Source organism: Microbacterium sp. AC145 (genome assembly GCF_979258505.1).
In genome coordinates, this window is sequence record NZ_OZ409859.1 from 780,369 (window position 1) to 795,024 (window position 14,656).

Annotated in this window: 14 protein-coding genes; 10 read left to right on the forward strand and 4 right to left on the reverse strand. The window is 67.8% G+C overall.

The genetic code is table 11. The features are described 5' to 3' along the window. Positions 1–6: 6 nt before the first annotated feature. A complete protein-coding gene (locus ACZZZN_RS03795; RefSeq protein ID WP_463503889.1) occupies positions 7–450 on the reverse strand; it encodes a succinate dehydrogenase hydrophobic membrane anchor subunit in 444 nt (147 codons plus the stop codon). Next, on the reverse strand, positions 450–884 hold the full coding sequence (sdhC, locus tag ACZZZN_RS03800) for a succinate dehydrogenase, cytochrome b556 subunit (RefSeq protein ID WP_463503890.1): 435 nt from the start codon (positions 882–884) through the stop codon (positions 450–452). Before sdhC ends, ACZZZN_RS03795 begins: the two co-directional genes overlap by 1 nt. Before the next feature lie 179 nt (positions 885–1,063). On the opposite strand from sdhC, the gene ACZZZN_RS03805 reads away from it, so the two are divergent. The 10 genes from ACZZZN_RS03805 to ACZZZN_RS03850 all read left to right on the forward strand — a co-directional run bounded on the left by ACZZZN_RS03805 (position 1,064) and on the right by ACZZZN_RS03850 (position 12,548). Then, positions 1,064–2,179 carry a mannose-1-phosphate guanylyltransferase gene (locus ACZZZN_RS03805; RefSeq protein ID WP_463503891.1) on the forward strand — a complete coding sequence of 372 codons (1,116 nt, stop codon included), beginning with the start codon at positions 1,064–1,066 and terminating at the stop codon, positions 2,177–2,179. Between the two features lie 147 nt (positions 2,180–2,326). After that, positions 2,327–3,439, forward strand: a complete 1,113-nt coding sequence (locus tag ACZZZN_RS03810) for a BMP family lipoprotein (protein ID WP_463503892.1) — start codon at positions 2,327–2,329, stop codon at positions 3,437–3,439. A 150-nt stretch (positions 3,440–3,589) separates the two neighbouring features. Continuing rightward, positions 3,590–5,104 (forward strand): ABC transporter ATP-binding protein, encoded by a 1,515-nt coding sequence (locus ACZZZN_RS03815; RefSeq protein ID WP_463503893.1) that lies wholly within the window; start codon positions 3,590–3,592, stop codon positions 5,102–5,104. Continuing rightward, entirely contained in the window at positions 5,101–6,411 is a 1,311-nt protein-coding gene (locus ACZZZN_RS03820; RefSeq protein WP_463503894.1) for an ABC transporter permease, read from the forward strand. The genes ACZZZN_RS03815 and ACZZZN_RS03820 overlap by 4 nt, the downstream gene beginning before the upstream one ends. Beyond that, positions 6,411–7,694: an ABC transporter permease gene (locus ACZZZN_RS03825; protein ID WP_463506541.1), complete on the forward strand. Its 1,284-nt coding sequence runs from the start codon at positions 6,411–6,413 to the stop codon at positions 7,692–7,694. Before ACZZZN_RS03820 ends, ACZZZN_RS03825 begins: the two co-directional genes overlap by 1 nt. A gap of 7 nt (positions 7,695–7,701) precedes the next feature. Further along, positions 7,702–8,100, forward strand: coding sequence for a cytidine deaminase (locus tag ACZZZN_RS03830; RefSeq protein ID WP_042536471.1), 399 nt, complete (start codon positions 7,702–7,704; stop codon positions 8,098–8,100). Continuing rightward, the gene (locus tag ACZZZN_RS03835; RefSeq protein WP_463503895.1) at positions 8,097–9,389 is read left to right on the forward strand and encodes a thymidine phosphorylase; all 1,293 of its coding nucleotides are present in this window, start codon (positions 8,097–8,099) and stop codon (positions 9,387–9,389) included. Before ACZZZN_RS03830 ends, ACZZZN_RS03835 begins: the two co-directional genes overlap by 4 nt. A gap of 52 nt (positions 9,390–9,441) precedes the next feature. Continuing rightward, entirely contained in the window at positions 9,442–10,557 is a 1,116-nt protein-coding gene (locus ACZZZN_RS03840; RefSeq protein ID WP_463503896.1) for an adenosine deaminase, read from the forward strand. A gap of 2 nt (positions 10,558–10,559) precedes the next feature. Then, entirely contained in the window at positions 10,560–11,663 is a 1,104-nt protein-coding gene (locus ACZZZN_RS03845; protein WP_463503897.1) for a polysaccharide deacetylase family protein, read from the forward strand. A 27-nt stretch (positions 11,664–11,690) separates the two neighbouring features. Beyond that, the gene (locus ACZZZN_RS03850) at positions 11,691–12,548 is read left to right on the forward strand and encodes a carbohydrate kinase family protein (RefSeq protein ID WP_463503898.1); all 858 of its coding nucleotides are present in this window, start codon (positions 11,691–11,693) and stop codon (positions 12,546–12,548) included. Positions 12,549–12,555: 7 nt separating this feature from the next. Here the strand turns inward: ACZZZN_RS03850 and ACZZZN_RS03855 are convergent, their stop codons facing one another. Together ACZZZN_RS03855 and ACZZZN_RS03860 are read right to left on the reverse strand one after the other, a co-directional pair. Next, positions 12,556–13,305: an alpha/beta hydrolase gene (locus ACZZZN_RS03855; protein ID WP_463503899.1), complete on the reverse strand. Its 750-nt coding sequence runs from the start codon at positions 13,303–13,305 to the stop codon at positions 12,556–12,558. A gap of 35 nt (positions 13,306–13,340) precedes the next feature. Then, entirely contained in the window at positions 13,341–14,645 is a 1,305-nt protein-coding gene (locus ACZZZN_RS03860; protein WP_463503900.1) for a flavin-containing monooxygenase, read from the reverse strand. Positions 14,646–14,656 lie beyond the last annotated feature (11 nt).

A 14,656-nucleotide genomic window follows, 5' to 3' on the forward strand; every position in this document is an offset into this window, starting at 1 on the left:
TCTCTTCTACTGGCCCAGCGCCTGGCAGGAATCCCACAGCGTGCTCGACTCGGTCACACCGAGGCACGGGTCGAACGTGAAGACGACCAGGGTGCCGAGGAGGATGAGCAGACCCGCGGCGAGACCGAGCGCCCAGATGAGCGCCTTGCGCGCGGTGTCGTTCGTGACGTAGTCGTTCACGATCGTGCGCATGCCGTTGGCTCCATGGATGAGAGCGAGCCACAGCATGATGACGTCCCACCACTGCCAGAACGGCGTGGCGAACTTGCCGGCGATGAACGCGAAGTCCAGGGCGTGGATGCCCTCGCCGACCATCAGGTTGATGAACAGGTGTCCGAAGATCAGCACCACGAGCACGACGCCGGAGGCGCGCATGAACAGCCAGCCCCACTTCTCGAGGTTGACTCCGCGACGGGTGCGCGCGGGGGCGGAGACGGTCTGAGCGGTCATCAGTGTCCTCCTCCGAATCCGGCGAACGCGAGCATCAGGTGGCGGGGCACGAAGCCGGCCATGATGATTCCCCACACCAGGAGCACGCCCCAGAAGAGCTGTCGCTGGTACTTGGCACCCTTCGACCAGAAGTCGACCGCGATGATCCGCAGGCCGTTCATCGCGTGGAACACGATGCCGGCCACGAGGACGACCTCGCCGACCGCCATGATCGGGTTCTTGTAGGTGCCGATGACCGCGTTGTAGGCCTCGGGCGACACCCTGATGAGTGCAGTGTCGAGCACATGCACCAACAGGAAGAAGAAGATGGCGACTCCGGTGATGCGGTGAAGCACCCACGACCACATGCCTTCGCGACCCCGGTAGAGGGTGCCGCGCGGGGTCTTGGAAGTGGTTTCCGAAATCGACGGTGTCAAGCGAGCGCTTGTGGACACGGTCGTCCTCCCTGGATCGATGTGACTCGGTCGCGTGCGTCGCGTCATCCAAGCGTGAACCCGTTGAACGTCAGGCACGGCCGATCGCTGTCCATCCTATTCCCGGGAACAGGCCGAGGCGACGAAGGGGACCCTAAGTGTCTCGATGTCGAGAGGTTCGATGCAGATACCCTGGCAGTGTGAACCAACCGATCCAGGACTTCTACGCAGTGATCCCCGCCGGCGGAATCGGCAGCAGGCTGTGGCCCCTCTCGCGTGCGGATGCGCCCAAGTTCCTGCACGATCTGACCGGGTCGGGGCATTCCCTGCTCCGCGACACCTGGGACCGGCTCGAGCCGCTAGCCGGCTCCGATCGCATCGCGGTGGTGACAGGTCGCGCCCACCGTGCGGCCGTCGAGGCCGAGCTCCCTGGAATACCGGATCTCAATGTGTTCCTCGAGTCGGAGCCCCGCGAATCGGCGGCGGCCATCGGTCTCGCCGCGGCGATCCTGCACCGCCGAGACCCCGACGTCATCATCGGTTCGTTCAGCGCCGACCACGTCATCCGCAGCACGAGGGTGTTCGAGTTCGCGGTGCGCGATGCGGTCGAAGTCGCACGCGAGGGATACATCTGCACGATCGGCATCTCCCCGACGGAGCCCGCGGTCGGGTTCGGCTACATCAAGAAGGGCCCCGAGCTCGTCGTCGACGGCGCTCGTGAGGCCGCCCTCGTGGAGAGCTTCGTCGAGAAGCCCGACCTCGAGACCGCCACCGCCTACCTCGCGAGCCGCGACTACCTCTGGAACGCGGGGATGTTCATCGCGAAGGCCAGCGTGCTGCTCGACGAGCTTGCGGCGAACGAACCCGCGCTGCACGCGGGGCTCATCGAACTCGCCGAGGCGTGGGACGACCGTGAGCGCCGTGGCCCTGCCGTCGATCGCATCTGGCCGGGACTGAAGAAGATCGCGATCGACTACGCGGTGGCGGAGCCTGCGGCGCGGCGCGGCCGGCTCGCAGTGGTTCCGGGGCACTTCGACTGGGACGACGTGGGCGACTTCGCCTCGCTGACCAAACTCATCAACAACGGGCGCAAGAACGATCTGGCCGTCCTGGGCCCGAAGGCCCGCGTGCTCAGCGACGCAGCCAGCGGCATCCTCGTGAGTCAGACGTCGCGCGTGATCAGCCTCGTGGGTGTGAAGGACATCGTCGTGGTCGACACCCCCGATGCCCTGCTCGTCACGACGGTGGAGCATGCGCAGCGTGTGAAGGGCGTCGTGGAGTCGCTCAAGCTCACCGGTCGGGGCGACGTGCTCTGATGAGCAGCGTGCGGTGCTCATCGGCGGGTTGGATTTCAGCTTTGTAACCATTGCGTGGCGTGTGGCGTCGTTGCGTGCGCACAAGACGAAATACTGGGTAACTTTGATCGATCCGCGAGGGCCGCGGGTTCGTTGAGGAGGCATGAGTTGACCATCTCCACCACCAAGAAGCTGCTCGGCGCGACCATCGCCGCCGGCGTCGTCTTCGCGCTCGCCGGCTGCGGCCAGGCCCCGACCGAGTCCGGCGGCACTGACGGCGGCGACGCCGCCTCCGACTTCGTCCCCTGCCTCGTCTCCGACGCGGGCGGCTGGAACGACAAGTCGTTCAACCAGTCGGCCAAGGAGGGCATGGATCGCGCCGCGGACACCCTGGGCGTCAAGCCGATCGAGTTCGAGTCGGCGAACGACAACGACTACGCGCCGAACCTCGAGACCGCGGTCTCCGAGGGCTGCTCGCTCATCGTCTCCGTCGGATTCAAGCTCTCGGCCGCCACGGTCGAGTCGGCGCTCGCGAACCCCGACATCGACTACGCGATCATCGACGACTACGCCGACAACGACTTCGACGGCACCACCGATGCCCCGAACATCAAGCCCCTCGTCTTCGACACGGCTCAGGCCGCCTACCTCGGCGGATACGCGTCGGCGGCATGGTCGGCGCAGAGCGGTGTCAACAAGGTCGGCACCTTCGGCGGAATGCAGATCCCGTCTGTCGCCGTGTTCATGGACGGCTTCCAGTTCGGCGTCGAGAAGTACAACGAGGACAAGTCCGCAGCCGTCGAGGTCTTCGGCTGGGACGCAGCGACGCAGAAGGGCTCCTTCACCGGAGGCTTCGACGCGAACGACACCGCCAAGCAGACCGCGCAGGGTGTGCTCGACCAGGGCGTCGACGTCATCCTCCCCGTCGGCGGACCGGTGTACCAGAGCGCTGCGGCCGCCATCGCGGACAGCGGCAAGGACACGCTCCTCGTCGGCGTCGACAGCGACCTGGCAGTGGCCGACGAGAGCGTGGCCGACGTCACCCTCTTCTCGATCATGAAGGCCATCGACGTGGCCGTCGAGGATGCGACCATCGCCGCATCGGAGGGCGACTTCGACCCGGCCCCGTACATCGGCACGCTCGAGAACGAGGGCGTCAAGCTCTCGGGCTTCGGTGCGTTCGAGGGCGACCTGCCCGAGGGACTGACCGATGAGCTCGCGACTCTGCAGGAGCAGATCATCTCGGGCGACATCACGGTGGAGTCGGAGAACTCCCCGTAAGCGATCTCCATCCATGGACGGGGCGAGTGGTGCAAGCGGCCACTCGCCCCGTGCCGTGGAAGGACACTCCCACCGTTACCCGCGGACTCGGCATCATCGGCGATGCCTGATGCCCGCCCTCCCTCGGACTCCTCTGGATAGGGTGCAGATATGAAGCTCGAACTCCGCGGCATCACCAAGCGCTTCGGCAGCCTCGTGGCCAACGATCACATCGACCTCGTCGTCGAACCGGGACAGATCCATGCGCTGCTCGGTGAGAACGGCGCAGGCAAGTCCACTCTCATGAACGTGCTGTACGGCCTCTATCAGGCCGATGAAGGCGACATCCTGCTGGACGACGTCGTCCAGCGGTTCCGGGGCCCCGGCGACGCCATGGCGGCCGGCATCGGCATGGTGCACCAGCACTTCATGCTCGTTCCGGTGTTCACCGTCGCCGAGAACGTCATGCTCGGCCACGAGCAGACCAAGGGGCCCGGGACCCTCGACATCACCAAGGCGCGCGAGCACGTGCGATCGGTCGCCGCCCGTTTCGGTTTCGACATCGACCCGGATGCGGTCGTCGGCGACCTGCCCGTCGGTGTGCAGCAGCGCGTCGAGATCATCAAGGCGCTCTCCCGTGATGCGAAGGTGCTCGTGTTCGACGAACCCACCGCTGTGCTCACCCCGCAGGAGACCGATGAGCTCATGGGGATCATGCGCCAGCTCCGTGACGAGGGAACGGCCATCGTCTTCATCACCCACAAGCTCCGCGAGGTCCGCGAGGTCGCGGACACGATCACGATCGTCCGCCTCGGCAAGATCGTGGGCGAGGCGTCGCCCACTGCCAGCAATGCGGAGCTCGCCTCGCTCATGGTGGGGCGCGCGGTCGAGCTCACCGTGCACAAAGAGGCTCCGCGCCTCGGCGAGGGCGGGCTGCAGGTCGAGGGACTCCGTGTTCTCACCCCGAGCGGCGCGATCGTGGTCGACGGCGTCGACTTCGTGGTCCGTCCCGGCGAGGTGCTCGCGATCGCGGGCGTGCAGGGCAACGGCCAGACCGAGCTCGTCGAGGCGATCGTCGGACTCGCCTCCCGCGTTGAGGGATCGATCATCCTCGACGGCACCGACCTCGTCGGCAAGAGTGTGCGCACGATCCTCGATGCGGGGGTCGGATTCGTCCCCGAGGACCGCAACGAGGACGGCCTGGTCGGCGCGTTCTCCGTCGCGGAGAACCTCATCCTCGACCGATCGACCGACCCTGCCTTCAGTCGTGTCGGAACGATCCGGCGCTCCGAGCTCGAGGACTTCGCGAAGGCGCGCATCGCCGAGTACGACATCCGCACGCAGGGCTCGCACACGCCGGCGGGCACGCTCTCGGGCGGAAACCAGCAGAAGGTCGTGATCGCGCGCGAGATGAGCCGCGAACTGCGACTGCTCGTCGCGGCACAGCCGACGCGCGGCGTCGATGTCGGCTCGATCGAGTTCATCCACAAGCGGATCATCGAGACGCGCGATGCGGGCATCCCGGTCATCGTCGTCTCCACCGAGCTCGACGAGGTCGCGGCTCTGGCCGATCGCATCGCGGTCATGTATCGAGGAACCATCGTCGGGATCGTTCCCGGCGACACCCCGCGCGAGACGCTGGGACTGATGATGGCGGGCGCCGCCGAGGGAGAGGTGGCCGCATGAGCGGGACGACGCCGGGAGCGGATGACGTGACCAAGGGTCTTCCGCCCGAGCAGCTGCCCCGGGCCACGGGCCCTCTGATGGCCGATGTGCCTCCGCCTCCCCGCGGCAACACGATCCTCAAGGAGATGCTGCGCGGCAGCGCGGTCACCACGATCCTCGCGATCTTCCTCGCCCTGGTCGTCGGCGGCATCCTCATCGCCTTCACCAACGAAGACGTGCTCGAGGCATCCGGCTACTTCTTCCAGCGGCCGAGCGACACCTTCGCAGCCATCTGGAACGCGGTCTACAACGGCTACGAGGCGCTGTTCCGCGGCGCGATCTTCAACGCGCGCGGGGCGGACTTCGCCGCGCAGATCCGTCCGCTGACGAACACACTCGGGTTCGCCGCTCCGCTGATCGCCGCAGGACTCGGCGTCGCGCTGGCCTTCCGCGTCGGTCTGTTCAACATCGGCGCGCGCGGGCAGATGCTCATCGCCGTCGGTGTCGCGGGTCTTCTCACCTTCGGTCTCGACCTGCCGATCTGGCTGCACATCCCCGTCACGCTGATCGCCGGTATCGCCGGCGGAGCGCTCTGGGGTGCGATCGCCGGGCTGCTCAAAGCACGCACCGGAGCGCATGAGGTGATCCTCACGATCATGCTGAACTACGTGGCCTACTACCTGCTGCTCTGGATGATCCGCACCCCGGGTCTGCTGCAGAAGGAGGGCACGAACCAGGCCCTCGGCTCGGCCACGCCCGAGAGCGCGCAGTTCCCCGAACTGTTCGGTCCCAAGTTCCCGCTTCTCGATCTCGGCTTCGTGATCGTGATCGTCGCGACGCTCTTCGTCTGGTGGCTCATCGAGCGCTCCTCGCTCGGGCTCCGCATGCGCGCCGTCGGCGAGAACCCGCACGCGGCGCGCGCCGCCGGCATCAGCGTGCAGCGCGTCTACGTGTACGCGATGCTGTTCGCGGGTGGCCTCGCGGGCCTCGCTGGCATGAACCAGGTGCAGGGAGCGGTCACCACCGGCATCACCGAGACGATCGACGCCGGCATCGGCTTCGACGCCATCACGGTGGCGCTGCTCGGACGAAGCCGCGCGTGGGGCACGTTCGCCGCCGGCATCCTGTTCGGTGCGCTGAAGGCCGGATCGTTCTCGATGCAGGCGCAGGACATCCCCGTCGACATCGTGCTCGTGGTGCAGTCGCTCGTCGTGCTGTTCATCGCCGCACCACCGCTGCTGCGTGCCGTGTTCTTCCTTCCCAAGTCCGACGCGGAGAAGGCAGCCAAGGCGAGAGCCAAGGCCGCGAAGAAGGCGGTGACCGCATGATGTCTCTCGTGCAGAAGCAGGCGGCCGACGGCACCGTGCAGCTCTCGACGGTCAGGGAGCGGCATCTCAAGGCGCCCATCGTCCTCGCGGCCGTGACGGTGCTGCTGTCGCTGCTCGTGCTGCTGGTGCCGCGGACCGGCACGAGCACCTTCCGCCTCGGCGACTCCTCGCAGTCGTTCGAGCTTCCCGATGTCGCGCTGCCGACCGCCTCGACGATCTGGGTCGTCATCGGCATCCTCGTGGTGCTCGTCGTCGCCGCCTTCCTGCGGGCGTGGAGCTATCGCACCGCGTCTCTGTGGCTCGTTCTCGCGTTCGGCATCCTGGCGATCTTCGCCTTCCTCGTCTGGGCCGGTGCCGGCGGTCTCGTGCCCGTCACGAGTCTGCTCTTCGGCGCGGTCTCGCTCTCGGTGCCGCTCGTGTTCGGTGCCCTCGGCGGTGTGATCGGTGAGCGTGCGGGTGTCGTGAACGTCGCGATCGAGGGGCAGCTGCTCCTCGGTGCATTCTCGGCCGCGCTGCTCTCGAGCATCACGGGAAACCCGTTCGTGGGGCTCATCGGCGCGATGATCGGCGGTGTGCTGGTCGCCAGCGTCCTGGCCGCCTTCGCGATCAAGTACCTGGTGGAGCAGGTCATCGTGGGTGTCGTGCTGAACGTGCTCGTCACCGGCCTCACCGGCTTCCTCTACGGCGCTCTTCTCGCCCCGAACGAGCAGGCGCTGAACACCCCCGAGCGTTTCAGCCGCATCGAGATCCCCCTCCTGAGCGACATCCCGATCATCGGCCCGGTGCTGTTCAACCAGACGTTCATCGTCTACCTCATGTTCATCACGGTCGCCGTGGTCGCCTGGGGTCTCTACCGCACCCGCTGGGGGCTTCGCCTGCGCGCAGTCGGCGAGCACCCGCAGGCGGCCGACACCGTGGGCATCAAGGTCAACGCGACGCGCTTCTGGAACGTGCTGCTGGCCGGCGCGATCGCCGGGATCGGTGGTGCGTACTTCACGCTCGTGTCGGTGCCGCAGTTCGGCAAGGACATGACGGCGGGGCTCGGCTTCATCGCCCTCGCCGCCGTGATCTTCGGCCGGTGGGATCCGATCCGCGCGACCCTCGCCGCACTGCTCTTCGGCTTCGCGACGAACCTGCAGAACCTGCTGTCGATCCTCAAGACCCCGGTGCCGAGTGAGTTCATGCTGATGCTGCCGTACGTGGTCACACTGATCGCGGTCGCCGGATTCGCGGGCCAGATCCGCGGTCCGGCCGCAAGCGGCAAGCCCTACATCAAGTCCTAGGAGAGACATGACCGACATCGACTGGGACGAGCTGCGTCAGGTCGCGACCGACGCGATGACCAAGGCTTACGCCCCCTACTCGCGGTACCGGGTGGGCGCCGCGGCGCTCGTGGGGGACGGCCGCATCGTCGCCGGCTGCAACGTCGAGAACGCGTCGTACGGCGTGACGCTGTGCGCCGAATGCGCCCTCGTGGGCGACCTGCACATGTCGGGTGGCGGCCAGCTCGTCGCCTTCGTGTGCGTGAACAACGACGGTCAGACGATCATGCCCTGCGGCCGCTGCCGTCAACTGCTCTACGAACACGCGATGCCCGGGATGCTGCTGGAGACCGTCTCCGGCATCCGGACCATCGATGAAGTACTGCCGGATGCGTTCGGCCCCCGAGATCTGGAGGACGCCCGATGAGCGTTGAGCCCTTCGACGCCGTCGATGTCATCCGTGCCAAGCGCGACGGTGGTGTGGTGCCCGAGAAGGCGCTGCGCTGGATGGTCGACGCGTATACCCGCGGCTATGTGTCTGACGCGCAGATGGCGTCGTTCGCGATGGCCGTGTTCCAGCGGGGCATGGAGCGTGACGAGATCCGCGTGCTCACCGATGCGATGATCGCGTCGGGGGAGCGGATGAGCTTCGCGAGCCTGGGCAAGAAGACCGTCGACAAGCACTCCACGGGTGGCGTGGGCGACAAGATCACCCTGCCGCTCGCGCCACTGGTCGCCGTGTTCGGCGTGGCCGTGCCGCAGCTCTCGGGCCGTGGCCTCGGTCACACCGGCGGCACGCTCGACAAGCTCGAGTCGATTCCCGGCTGGCGCGCAGCCCTCAGCAACGAGGAGATGTTCGCCCAGATGCAGGGCGACGTCGGTGCGGTGATCTGCGCCGCAGGCTCGGGCCTCGCCCCCGCCGACAAGAAGCTCTATGCACTCCGTGACGTCACCGGCACGGTCGAGGCGATCCCGCTGATCGCCTCGAGCATCATGTCGAAGAAGATCGCCGAGGGCACCGACGCCCTGGTGCTCGACGTGAAGTTCGGCTCCGGTGCCTTCATGCAGGACATCGACCGTGCCCGCGACCTCGCGCGCACGATGGTCGCGCTCGGCACCGACTCGGGTGTCGCCACGACCGCGCTGCTCACCGACATGAATGTGCCGCTGGGCTTCGCCATCGGCAATGCCAACGAGGTGCGCGAGTCCGTCGAGGTCCTCGCCGGCGGCGGCCCCTCGGATGTCCGCGAGCTGACGGTCGCCCTGGCGCGCGAGATGCTCGCTCTGGCCGGGCAGCCGGATGCCGATGTCGAGGCCGCCCTCGACGACGGTCGCGCGATGGACAGCTGGAAGGCCATGATCCGCGCGCAGGACGGCGACCCAGACGCACCGCTGCCGACGGCGCGGGAGACCCACGTGGTCACGGCTCCGGTCGACGGTGTCGTGTCGCAGATGGATGCGCTGCCGTTCGGCATCGCCGCCTGGCGTCTGGGCGCAGGACGCGCACGTGCCGAGGACCCGGTGATCTTCGAGGCCGGCATCGACCTGCATGCGAAGCCGGGCGACCGCGTCGTCGCGGGGCAGCCGCTGTTCACGCTCTCCGCCGCCGACGAGGCGCGCTTCCCGCGGGCGCTCGAGGCACTGGAGGGATCCTGGGCGATCGGCGACGAGGCTCCGGCCGCCGGGCCGATCGTGCGCGAGCGCATCACGGCGTGACGCGCCGACCGCTAGCCTGAACTGAGCGAATCCGCGACCGAGAGGAACGTCCATGTCGATCGACGCGAATGGCGACGTCACCATCCAGGGCGCGTCCCTGCGCAGCCTGCCCAAGGTGTCTCTGCACGACCACCTGGACGGCGCGGTGCGCCCGTCGACGATCATCGAGCTGGCGGATGCGATCGGCCTCGAACTGCCGGAGTCGAAGCCGGGCGCTCTCGGAAAGTGGTTCGCGACGAAGAGCGACTCCGGCTCCCTCATGGAGTACCTGAAGACGTTCGACCTCACCACCGCCGTCATGCAGACGAAGGAGGGACTCACCCGCGTCGCGCGCGAGTTCGTTCAGGATCTCGCGAAGGACGGCGTGATCTACGGAGAGGTGCGCTGGGCGCCCGAACAGCACCTGACCCGCGGGCTCACCCTCGAGCAGACCGTCGAGGCGGTTCAGCAGGGTATCGAGGAGGGCGAGGACGCCGCCGATCGCGCCGGCCTCAGCATCCGTGTGGGTCAGCTTCTCTCGGCCATGCGCCACACCGATCGCTCGCGCGAGATCGCGGAGCTCGCGGTCGACTTCCGGGGGCGCGGTGTCGTCGGATTCGACATCGCAGGGCCGGAAGACGGGTTCCCCGCATCGAACCACCGGGACGCATTCGACCATCTCGCCGAGAACTTCTTCCCCGTCACAGTGCACGCGGGCGAGGCCGCGGGTATCGCATCCATCCGCTCGGCGCTGCTCGACGGACGAGCCCTTCGCCTCGGACACGGCGTGCGCATCGCCGAGGACCTGCAGGTCATCACCCAGGAGGGCGACGAGGTGCAGGTGCAGTTCGGCGACATGGCCCGCTGGGTGCGCGACCGTGAGATCCCGCTCGAGCTCTCGCCGTCGTCGAACCTGCAGACCGGCGCGATCGCGGCCTGGGGAAACACGATCGCCGACCACCCGTTCGACCTGCTGTACCAGCTCGGCTTCGCCGTGACCGTGAACGTCGACAACCGCACCATGAGTGCGACCTCGCTCACCCGGGAGCTCTCGCTGCTCGTCGAGACCTTCGAGTACGACCTCGACGACCTCGAGACCTTCCAGTTCAACGCAGCCGCAGCCGCCTTCCTCCCCGTCGAGGAGCGGGAAGAACTCGTCGAGATCATCGCCGAGGGCTTCGACGTCTGACGATGGCATCCGGGGGGAAGCGACGTCGTACGGGCCTCGTGATCGGGGTCATCGGGACGCTCGTCGTCGCGGGGGGAGTGACGGCCGCAGCCGTGTGGACGACCCGCCCGGCCGAGGAACCGATGCCGAGGGCCGACTCAGGCGTCATCGAACGGCCGCTGACTCCGGTGCAGCAGCTGATCGCGGATGCCGATGATCCGCTCGCCTGCGCGGTGACGTTCGTCGGTGAGGGTGCGCCGGCAGACCCGGTGCTGCAGCGCCAGGATGCGCTGTATGCGGCCCTTCCGATCCCGGCGCAGGACGGCCGGGTGTTCGCCGGGTGGTACTCGTCGGAGGCGGATGCCGCGGCATTCACCGTTGCGAACCGTGTCAACGGCGCCGATCCGGTCGTCTGCGTCGACCAGCAGATCGAGCTCTTCGCGGCGTGGAAGACGCCGGAGGAGAACCTCGCGGAGAACGCCGAGATCCCCATCCTCATGTATCACCAGTTCACGTCGAACCCCGAGGGGGAGTCCGGCTGGCTGCGAGGCAACTACGCGTACATCGGTGACTTCGAGGCGCAGATGGAGCACATCGCGACGACGGGCTTCTATCTGCCCACCTGGGATGAGCTCAGCGCCTTCATCGACGGACGCCTGTTCCTGCCCGCGCACTCGGTGATCATCACCGACGACGACGCCGATCAGACCTGGTTCGACCTCGCGGTGCCGGTGATCGACCGCCTGGGTCTGCTGTCGACGTCGTTCATGATCACCTCGGCCCGACAGGACCCGGCTCCGTCGGAGTACGTTCTGCGGCGCTCGCACACGCATGACATGCACCAGGCGGGGGAGAACGGCAAGGGGCGGATGGTGAACTGGACGGCCGATGAGATCGCCGCCGATCTGAACACGTCCGCGGACATCCTCGGGGTGCGCGAGGTCATCGCCTATCCGTACGGACACCACAACGACACGGCCAAGCAGGGCGTCGCCCAGGCCGGGTTCGAGATGGCGCGCACGATCGAGCCGGGCACGGTGTCGATCGGCACCGACAAGCTCGCGCTTCCCGTGGTCCGCATCGACTACGGCATGGGGCTCGACGCGCTCATCAAGCGCATCGGCTGAGTGGCGCCCGACGGCAGGATCGTGCATATGACCGCATCCGTCTTCATCGCGGGCCCGGCGTCGTGGAACACCCTGGTCGTGCTCGAGAGACTTCCCGAACCCGTGCCGCACATGCAGTTCGCCGAGGACAGCTGGGAGACCGTCGGCGGCACGAGCGCCGGCAAGGCGCTCAGCCTCACCGGGCTGGGGCGACAGACGCGTCTCTACGCGCTGAGCGCTGGCGACGAGCCGGGGAACCGGGTGCTGGACGCCCTGTCCGCGGCGGGTGTCGACACGCTCTGGGGAGTCGCCGATGCCACCGAGCGTCATCTGAATCTGATGACCCGTGCGGGCGACCGCGTCTCGCTGTATCTGGCGTCACCGGCGAGTACGGACGGAGCCGACGATCACGAGGTGGTCCGGGCGATGACCGGAGCCGAGGCCCTCGTGCTCGACCTCGCAGCGGAATCGCTGCGCCTGCTGCCGCTGGCGCGGACTGCGGGCAGGCCCATCTGGACCGACGTGCACGACTACGACGGCCACGCCGAGTTCCACCGTCCCTTTCTCGACGCGGCGGACGCGGTCTTCTGCAACGCCGATCGGCTGCCCGACCCCGTCGCCTTCCTCCACTCGCGCATCGCCGCGGGGGCGACGCTCGCGGTGTGCACTCTGGGGGCTGAGGGAGCCGTCGCCGTCGACGGCGACCACGTCGAGCACCGGGTGTCGGCGGTGCCGGTCGACGTCGTCGACACCAACGGAGCAGGTGACGCGTTCTTCGCCGGCGTGCTGGATGCCCGGCTCGGCGGCGCCGAGATCGATGCCGCGCTCCGTGCCGGCGCGCGGACGGCATCCTCAGTGCTCGGCAGCAGACACCTGCACCCGCTGCTCGATCCGGTGCTGGGCTGACGGCGGGTCAGCTGCTCGGCAGCTCCGCGAAGAACGACGCGAGCAGCTGAGCCACCTCGGCGTGCATCTCGTCGTCGGAGATGGTCGGCGTGCCGTCGCCCGCCTGCGGGCCGTAGTCGCCGAACGACGCGTGCGAGGCTCCGTCGATCTCGACCATCTCGGCATCCGCCGGCAGCAGGTCGCGTGCGGCATCGATCTTGGCAGGTGTCGACAGGCCGTCTTCGCTGCCCGAGATGCTGAGCACCGACAGGTCGGAGTCCGACACGTCGTTCGAGCAGTAGGAGCCGAACAGCACGAGGGCTTCGGCGTCTGCGGCGAGTTGGCAGGCGCGCACGCCGCCGAGCGAGTGGCCGCCGACTCCCCAGTCGTCGATCTCGGGGGCGGCTGAGGTGAACGCGTCGAGTCCGCGCAGGTCGAAGAACGCGAGGTTCAGCCACGGACGGGTGATGACGACGGTCACGCCCTCTTCGGCGAGACTCTGCAGGATCGGCGCGTAGGCCCAGGGATCGACCTTCGCACCGGGCACGAAGACCAGTCCCTGGTCGGACTCGCCGTCGGCGGGAGTCATGACGATGCCCTGCTCGGCATCCTCGACCTGGATCGCGCTGTTCGACTTCACGTCGGCCAGGGGGCCGGGCTCGGCCTGCATGACGCCGATCTGACTCCAGGCGACGATGCCGCCGATTCCGAGCACGAGGACCGCGACGAGCCCCCATACGATGAACTTCAGGACTCTGCGGCCACGCTTCTTCTGCACGAGTACAGGGTACGGCGCGAGAGTGTGAGCGGCTCTCAGTCGCCAGCGTGCGCGGGTGCGGCGAGCTCGCGCTGTGCCCGATGCACCGCGCGCCGGTACGCATCCTTGTTGACGTAGTGCGCCATGCGGTCCAGCGCCAGGTAGCGGTAGCCGCCGGTCAGGTCGGGCCACGGCTCGCCGGTCACACGTCGACGGAACCGCTCTGCGCGCGGCGGATCGTTCTCGACCGCCCCGAGGTAGGCAGCCAGCAGCTCCGCCTGTTCGTAGCGACCCTGCCATCCGATGCCGGATGCTTCGACCATGCCCATCACGAAGAGGCCGTTGAAAGACGAGGGGAAGACGTTGAGGAACAGTCTCGGGGCGGCGCCCCGCCAGTGCAGGTGCTCGCTGTCGACGAACGGGTAGTCGAGCGTGTAACCGGTGGCGAGCAGCACCAGGTCGTAGTCGTCGGCCGTCCCGTCGCGGAAGCGCACTGTGTGTCCGTCGAAGCGGTCGACGTCGGGGCGGATGTGCAGGTCGCCCTGCCCGAGGTGATGCAGGATCAGGGTGTTCACGATCGGATGCGACTCGTAGATCCGGTGGTCGGGCCTCGGGAAGCCGAAGCGCACGGGATCGCCGGTGAACGCCCGGAGCACGCGGCTGTCGATCGCCTGCTTGATACGCGCCGGCAGCGGGCGCCCCTGGTTGAGGGTGTCGCTCGGCCGCCCGAACAGATATCGCGGCACGAAGTGATAGCCGCGGCGCACGCTCATGTCGACCGACGCGGCGCGGTGCACGGCATCCACCGCGATGTCGCACCCCGAGTTGCCTGATCCGATGATCAGCACCCGCCGGCCCTCGAGCTGTGCAGGGGAGGAGTATGCGCTCGTGTGCAGCAGCTCGCCGGCGAACTCGCCCTCGAACGAGGGGATTCGTGGCTCTGCGAGTGTTCCGTTGGCGAGCACGACCCCCGCGTAGTGTCGGGTCTGAGTCCCCTCCCGTCCCGTGCTGGTGAGGTCCCAGCCGCCGTCGCGCGGCTGCAGTCGGGTGACCGTGGTGTCGAAGCGGAAGAGCGACGCGAGGCCGAAGTGATCGGCATACTCGCGGAAGTAGTCGAGCAACGCCCGGTGCCCCGGGTAGTCGACCGAGGAGCGCATCGGGTACTCGGCGAATTCGGTGGTGGTGCGCGACGAGATCAGGTGCGCCGACTCGTACATCGTGCTGCGGGGGTTCGTGATGTCCCAGAGCCCGCCCACGCCGTGTGACGCCTCATAGCCGTCTATCGCGATGCCGCGCGTGGTGAGGGCCCGCGCTGCGGCGAGACCGGACGGCCCGGCGCCGATGACCGCGTACCTGTTCATGCCGCTCCCAC

Excerpts from the sequence above, each read along its gene's own strand:
- ACZZZN_RS03795 (WP_463503889.1), bottom strand. The coding sequence starts at position 450 with ATGACCGCTCAGACCGTCTCCGCCCCCGCGCGCACCCGTCGCGGAGTC.
- ACZZZN_RS03815 (WP_463503893.1), top strand. The coding sequence starts at position 3,590 with ATGAAGCTCGAACTCCGCGGCATCACCAAGCGCTTCGGCAGCCTCGTG.
- ACZZZN_RS03820 (WP_463503894.1), top strand. The coding sequence starts at position 5,101 with ATGAGCGGGACGACGCCGGGAGCGGATGACGTGACCAAGGGTCTTCCG.
- ACZZZN_RS03825 (WP_463506541.1), top strand. The coding sequence starts at position 6,411 with ATGTCTCTCGTGCAGAAGCAGGCGGCCGACGGCACCGTGCAGCTCTCG.
- ACZZZN_RS03830 (WP_042536471.1), top strand. The coding sequence starts at position 7,702 with ATGACCGACATCGACTGGGACGAGCTGCGTCAGGTCGCGACCGACGCG.
- ACZZZN_RS03835 (WP_463503895.1), top strand. The coding sequence starts at position 8,097 with ATGAGCGTTGAGCCCTTCGACGCCGTCGATGTCATCCGTGCCAAGCGC.
- ACZZZN_RS03840 (WP_463503896.1), top strand. The coding sequence starts at position 9,442 with ATGTCGATCGACGCGAATGGCGACGTCACCATCCAGGGCGCGTCCCTG.
- ACZZZN_RS03845 (WP_463503897.1), top strand. The coding sequence starts at position 10,560 with ATGGCATCCGGGGGGAAGCGACGTCGTACGGGCCTCGTGATCGGGGTC.
- ACZZZN_RS03850 (WP_463503898.1), top strand. The coding sequence starts at position 11,691 with ATGACCGCATCCGTCTTCATCGCGGGCCCGGCGTCGTGGAACACCCTG.
- ACZZZN_RS03860 (WP_463503900.1), bottom strand. The coding sequence starts at position 14,645 with ATGAACAGGTACGCGGTCATCGGCGCCGGGCCGTCCGGTCTCGCCGCA.